Genomic DNA, 6300 nt, shown 5'->3' with positions numbered 1-6300 from the left:
CCCGAAATCTGATCGATTAAGTGCGGCGGGAAGCGCCACAACGATCGGCCCATGCATTGGAAGAGGAGGGAACATATGGCCAAATTTTCTGCCGCCAGCTTCAAAACCGTCCACCTCGGAATATTGCTTGGGCTGACGGCCACGCTGAAAGATCGGTTGCTGGATCGACACCTGATGCCGCTGGGCATCACCGCCGCGCAACTCAAAGTGCTGAGGATTGTGGGGCGCGGCGATGACACGGCGGTCGCGCTATGCCGGCACCTGTCCATCCACAGTGCTTCGATGACGCGAATGCTCGATCGTCTAGAGCGTAAAGGACTCATCGCCCGTAGTCAGGACGGGCAGGATCGACGTCAGGTGCGTCTAATGTTGACCGATAAAGGCGAAACATTGAGATCAATGTTCCCGCCGATGGAGGCCGCCGCGATGAATGAATTCACGGAGTGCCTCTCGACTGAGGAGCTGAAGTGCCTCGAGAGCCTGTTGGGAAAAATGCTCTCAGACGTTCCGCAGTAGCGTGATCACCAACGCAACGTGATCCGCTACCGAGGTAACGCCTTGGCTCAAACGCTTAAAACTGCTCCGCCGGCATCCTGAACAACGCGCCACTACCCGCACGGATGCACTGTTCCAGGCTATCAATCCGTGGCAGCAGACGTGTGAAGAAGAATTCCGCCGTCGCCAGTTTCGCTTGATAGAACGCCGCGCCGCTGTCGGAAGTGTTCTGCGCCACCTGCGCCATACGCGACCACATGTACGCGTATGCCACGTAGCCAAAGACTTGCAGATATTCCACGCAAGCACTGCCGACCAGATTGGCATCAAGGCTGGCTTTGTCCAGTAACCAGTGGCTGAGGTCATTCAGCCGCTCGGCTGCAGCGGCGAGTTCGACGCGGTATGGGGCGTCTTTTTGCTGGGCGAACTGTGCAATCTCATCAGTGAACAGACGCAGGCTGACGCCACCGTTGCCAACAACTTTGCGCCCCAACAGATCCAGCGCCTGGATACCATTGGTACCCTCGTAAATCTGCGCGATGCGCACGTCTCGAACCAGCTGCTCCTGCCCCCATTCGCGAATGTAGCCGTGGCCGCCGAATACCTGCTGACCGGTCACGCAGCTCTCTAATCCGCTGTCGGTAAAAAACGCTTTGGCCACGGGTGTCAGCAGGGCTACCAGCGCAGCGGCGCGTTGTTGTTCTTCGGTTTCCTCGGCAAATTTCGCCAGATCCAGTTGCTGGCCGACGTAGCAGGCAAACGCGCGTCCACCCTCGGTCATGGCTTTCATGCTCAGCAACATTCGACGCACGTCCGGGTGAACGATGATCGGATCGGCAGCCTTGTCCGCCGCGACTGGCCCGCTGGGTGCGCGACTTTGCAGGCGATCAAGCGCATAGGCCCGGGCATTCTGGTACGAGGCTTCTGCGCAACCGAGGCCCTGAATGCCAATGGATAATCGCTCGTAATTCATCATGGTGAACATGGCGGCGAGACCTTTGTTTTCCTCGCCGATCAACCAGCCACCGGCACCGTCAAAGTTCATCACGCACGTTGCAGACGCCTTGATTCCCATCTTGTGCTCGATGGAGCCACAGCTGACGGCATTGTGGTCCCCTAGCGATCCGTCATCGTTGACCAGCCGCTTGGGCACCAAAAACAGAGAGATCCCTTTTGCCCCTGACGGCGCGCCCGGCACTTTGGCCAGTACCAGATGAACGATGTTTTCAGTCAGGTCCTGCTCACCACCGGTGATGAAAATCTTGCTGCCGCTGATGCGATAACTGCCGTCCGCTTGCACCTGCGCAGTCGTGCGGATCAGCCCTAAGTCTGTACCGGCGTGCGCTTCGGTCAGGCACATCGAACCGGCCCAGCGCCCCTCGTACATCGGCGGCAGGTATTGGTTTTTCAGTTCTTCGCTGGCATGCGCATCGATCGCCAGGCAGGCGCCGGAGCTCAACGCTGAATAGAGCGCGAAACTGCAATTGGCGCCGTAAAGCATCTCCTCGAAACACACCGCGAGCATTTTTGGCATGCCCATGCCGCCAAACGCCGGATTACCGCTAAGCCCGACCCAGCCACCTTCGGCATAAGTTGCGTAGGCGTCTTTGAATCCAGCAGGTGTTTGCACCTTGCCTTCGCGCCATTGCGCGCCTTCTTCATCGCCGCTGCGATTGAGCGGGGCGATCAGGCCACCGGTCACTTTTGCGGCCTCTTCGAGAATTGCATCAGCGGTAGCGGCGTCGATCTGCTGCGCCAGTGCAGGTAAGCGAGCCCATATCGCAGGCGCCGAGAAAACCTCATGAAGCAAAAAACGCATATCGGTGAGCGGGGCGTTGAACTGGGGCATTGCACAACCTCTTTTGTTATTGGTCATGGCTGAAGGCGGCCATGAACGGTTGGATAACGTGCTTTACAGCGTTTTGAAATGTAGTGATTCGGGCGTTGAAAATGCTGCAGAAGAAAACAATTGAATACTGTCTCATTTTTGTAGAGGATATCAATAACACGTTGACGGCGCTTCTTCGCTGCACGTGGCGAACCCCAAAACAAGATAAAAAACAGGTGAGAACATGACTTCGCTCCAACGCAGCGACCTACCCGGTAATCCCTCCGACACCTTTGGAAACAGCGCTAGCCTGTTAGCACATGCGCGTTCGCTGGTGCCTGCACTGAAAGAGCGCAGCAAAGAAACTGCCGGTCTCGGACGCTTGCCGGAACTAACGCTCGCTGACTTGGATGCAGGTGGATTGCTGGGCATGACCATTCCGCGTCGTTACGGCGGCAGTCAGGTTTCGGTGCGGACGTTTCTTGATGTGGTCGCCGAAATCGGTCGTGGTGACGCATCGGTGGCGTGGGTCACGGCGCTGACCAACATTACCAACTGGTGTGCCGCGTCGTTCTTTGGCGAGGAGGCCGCAAAAGAGGTGTTCTGCGGCGCCAAACCGGCTCGAGTTGTCGGTGTTCTATCGCCACGTAAAGCCGTCGTACGCAAAGTCGAGGGCGGTTATCTGATCGAAGAGGGCGTGTGGGGCTTCAATTCCGGCGTCTACCACGCGACGTGGGACATGCTCGGTATTCCCTTGGTCGATGAGCACGGCAAAGTGCTGGACCAAGGCGCGGCGCTGATTCCGATCGAGCAAGTGCAGATCCTCAATGACTGGAACGTCATTGGTATCAGTGGCAGCGGCAGTTCCAGCGTGTCAGTCAGCAATGTGTTTGTGCCGGACTCGCGCATTGCGTCGGTCAGCCAGGCCATCGAAGGCAATTACCAGTCGACGCATCTGGAAGGCGAGTCGGCGTATCGCGCGGCGTGCATGCCGATGCTGGCGATCATTCTGGCCTTCCCTGCATTGGGCCTCGGCGTCGCGGCACTGGAAACATTCCTCGAAACGCTGCCACGTCGCGGCATCCAGTATTCCTGGTACAGCAAGCAGGCCGACGCGCCCGTCACCCATCTGGTGGTCGGCGAAGCCTCGGCGAAAATCGACGCGGCGCGGGTCATTCTTGAGCGCCACGCCGACACCATTGATGCCAGCGCCGCATCGGGCGTTTACATGGATTACCTCGAACGCGCCAAGGTACGCCGCGATGTCGGCTACGCCGAAACCTTGATCTGGCAAGCCGTCGACATGCTCGCGTCGGCCTCAGGTGGCTCGTTGGCCTCGGCCAATAACCCGATGACCAAAATCTGGCAAGACGCGCGGGTGGCCTCACTGCACGGCATCGTCAACCCCTCTCTGAATTTCGAAACCTACGGCCGGCTTCTCTGCGGCAATACCGCCGGCACGCCGTTTATCTAAGCGCGCAACGCTGCGTATTCACCGGGAGACGACCATGCAAGCCAAAGCAATAGACGCGCGGGTTTTTCGCCGCGTGATGGGCAAATTCGCCACCGGCGTGACCGTGATCACCTTCATCCACGAAGGGCAATTCAGCGGCATGACGGCCAACGCCTTTATGTCTCTGTCGGTCGATCCGCCGATGGTGTTGATCGCTGTGCGCAATCAGGCGCGATTCGCTGGCGCGATCAAACCCGGCGATGCGTTCGGCATCTGTTTTCTGCGGGAAGAACACGAAGCGCTGAGCAGTCACTTCGGCGGTCGGCCTGTGGCGGATCTGCCGGTGGACTATCGCCAACTGGGCGACGCCCCGGTATTGGCCGGTGCTTTGGTGCAACTCGCCGTACGCGCCAATGCCGTTCACGCGGGCGGAGATCACCTGATCTATACCGCCGATGTACAAGCCGTGGAAGAGTCGGACGGTCGTCCGTTGCTGTTCTATTCCGGCTCTTACAAGCAACTCCATGCTCTCGACCCTGCGACCTGCTGGTTCGATCTGGGCTAGCTGACAACTCCATCTCAATAATTACAAAAGGAGCACGCCATGATTGCTGTACGTGATATCGCCTATGTTCGCTACCAGGTTGAAGATCTCGACGCTCAAGAACAGTTTTTGCACGATTTCGGAATGCTGCCGCACGTTCGAACTGCCGACACTTTGCAAATGGCAACGTATAAGGGTGGATACCCGGCCTACATCGCCCAGCGCGGCCCGAAGAAAGCGCTGGGCATCGGCCTCCAGGTCGCCAGCCTTGATGATTTGAAACGCGTTGCCACTCACTTCAACAGCGACATCAGTGAAAACACCGAACTCGGCACTGGCTGGGTGCTGACGCTACAAGACCCAGATGGCCTGCGCGTGGATTTGCTTCACGCCGGCGACGTGATTGCGCCACAGACTGCACGACCGCCGCTGTTGCTGAACAACGCTGAACAACGCCCGCGCCTCGGCAAAACCAATCGCATCGACATCCAGCCTTCGCACGTCATGCGCCTTGGCCATGTGGTGTTGAAGACGGTCAATTTCGCGGCGATGTTCAGTTTCTATCAGGACCTGTTGGGCTTCCGTGTGTCCGACAGCTACTTCGCCGAAGCCCCGGAAAACACCGTCGCAACCTTTATGCACTGCGGGCTGGGGGACGAGTTCACCGACCACCACACCGTTGCGTTGATCAACATGGGCGCCGAAGAACCGGCGTTCGACCACTGCGCATTCGAAGTGCTGGATTGGGACGATGTGGCTTGCGGCAGCCAGTTCCTCACGCAAAAACAATACAACCACTCTTGGGGCATTGGCCGGCATGTGCAGGGCAGCCAGATCTTCGATTACTGGCTGGACCCGGCCGGCAACAAGATCGAGCACTGGACCGACGGCGATCTGGTCAACGACACGACCCCGGTCACCCATGAACCGCTGAGCCTCGATGGTCTCTCGCAATGGGCACCGCCGCTGTCGCCTGAATTCCTCGCCTGACCCGCTGACCTCTCCAAAAAAACCTACAAGGAAATCCCCATGGCTGCCAAAGCGTCGAAAATTATCATCACCTGCGCCATCACTGGCTCTGTTCACACGCCGTCGATGTCGCCGTTCCTGCCGATTACGCCCGATCAAATTGCCCGCGCCTCGATTGAAGCGGCAGAGGCGGGCGCATCGGTTGTCCACCTGCATGCCCGTGACCCGGAGACCGGGATTCCGAGCCAGGATCCGAATCTCTTCGAGCAGTTTCTGCCACAGATCAAACAAGAGTCCGACGTCGTGATCAACCTCACGACCGGTGGCTCGCCGGCCATGACCATCGAAGAACGGCTGCAACCGGTCATGCGTTTCAAGCCCGAAGTCGCTTCGTTGAACATGGGCTCGATGAACTTCGGCACCTATGAACTGCTGCAGCGCTTCAAAGAGTTCAAATATGACTGGGAACAGCCGTTCCTGGAGGCCAGCGACGAGCGCATCTTCCGCAACACCTTCAAGGACATTGCGCACATTCTCGGCACCTGCGCGCAGAATGACACGCGCTTCGAAATCGAATGCTACGACATTGGCCACCTCTACACGGCAGCGCATTTTCGTGACCGCCAATTGGTCAAAGACCCGCTGTTCATTCAGTCGGTGTTCGGTATCCGTGGCGGCATCGGCGCGCACCCGGAAGATGTCATGCACATGAAGCGCACCGCCGACCGCCTGTTTGGTGACACTTACAACTGGTCGGTACTGGGCGCGGGCGCTCATCAATCGCGCATTGTCACACAGTCTCTGTTGATGGGCGGGCACGTACGTGTGGGCCTCGAAGACAACCTCTGGGCCGGTAAAGGCCGACTGGCGCAAAGCAATGCCGAGCAGGTTGCAGCGATCAAATCGGTGATCGAATCGCTGGGCTTCAGCGTGGCTACCCCGGATGAGGCGCGTGAGATCATGGGCTTGAAAGGGCGTGACAACGTCGCGTTTTAACGCTGGGTCATTGCC

The 6300-nt window shown here is 58.4% G+C and carries 6 protein-coding genes; 5 read left to right on the top strand and 1 reads right to left on the bottom strand.

Annotated features, from left to right (window positions below):
* The first annotated feature begins 75 nt into the window (after nucleotides 1-75).
* On the top strand, nucleotides 76-516 hold the full coding sequence (locus WBB95_RS01170) for a MarR family winged helix-turn-helix transcriptional regulator (protein WP_424485926.1): 441 nt from the start codon (nucleotides 76-78) through the stop codon (nucleotides 514-516).
* Nucleotides 517-571: 55 nt separating this feature from the next.
* Here the strand turns inward: WBB95_RS01170 and WBB95_RS01165 are convergent, their stop codons facing one another.
* On the bottom strand, nucleotides 572-2344 hold the full coding sequence (locus WBB95_RS01165; RefSeq protein ID WP_424485925.1) for an acyl-CoA dehydrogenase C-terminal domain-containing protein: 1773 nt from the start codon (nucleotides 2342-2344) through the stop codon (nucleotides 572-574).
* Between the two features lie 223 nt (nucleotides 2345-2567).
* On the opposite strand from WBB95_RS01165, the gene WBB95_RS01160 reads away from it, so the two are divergent.
* The 4 genes from WBB95_RS01160 to WBB95_RS01145 are packed head-to-tail and all read left to right on the top strand — an operon-like array spanning nucleotide 2568 to nucleotide 6285.
* On the top strand, nucleotides 2568-3797 hold the full coding sequence (locus tag WBB95_RS01160; protein ID WP_424485924.1) for an acyl-CoA dehydrogenase family protein: 1230 nt from the start codon (nucleotides 2568-2570) through the stop codon (nucleotides 3795-3797).
* A 34-nt stretch (nucleotides 3798-3831) separates the two neighbouring features.
* Nucleotides 3832-4341 carry a flavin reductase family protein gene (locus tag WBB95_RS01155; RefSeq protein ID WP_424485923.1) on the top strand — a complete coding sequence of 170 codons (510 nt, stop codon included), beginning with the start codon at nucleotides 3832-3834 and terminating at the stop codon, nucleotides 4339-4341.
* Nucleotides 4342-4380: 39 nt separating this feature from the next.
* Complete coding sequence (locus WBB95_RS01150) at nucleotides 4381-5310, top strand: VOC family protein (RefSeq protein ID WP_424485922.1); 930 nt, start codon at nucleotides 4381-4383, stop codon at nucleotides 5308-5310.
* 39 nt (nucleotides 5311-5349) lie between these two features.
* Nucleotides 5350-6285 carry a 3-keto-5-aminohexanoate cleavage protein gene (locus WBB95_RS01145; protein ID WP_424485921.1) on the top strand — a complete coding sequence of 312 codons (936 nt, stop codon included), beginning with the start codon at nucleotides 5350-5352 and terminating at the stop codon, nucleotides 6283-6285.
* Nucleotides 6286-6300: the final 15 nt, after the last annotated feature.

The organism is Pseudomonas sp., from assembly GCF_049645325.1.
In the GTDB taxonomy this organism is placed as follows: domain Bacteria; phylum Pseudomonadota; class Gammaproteobacteria; order Pseudomonadales; family Pseudomonadaceae; genus Aquipseudomonas.
The sequence above is the reverse complement of the archived record's forward strand: the minus strand, read 5'-3'. Positions and strand labels throughout refer to the sequence as shown.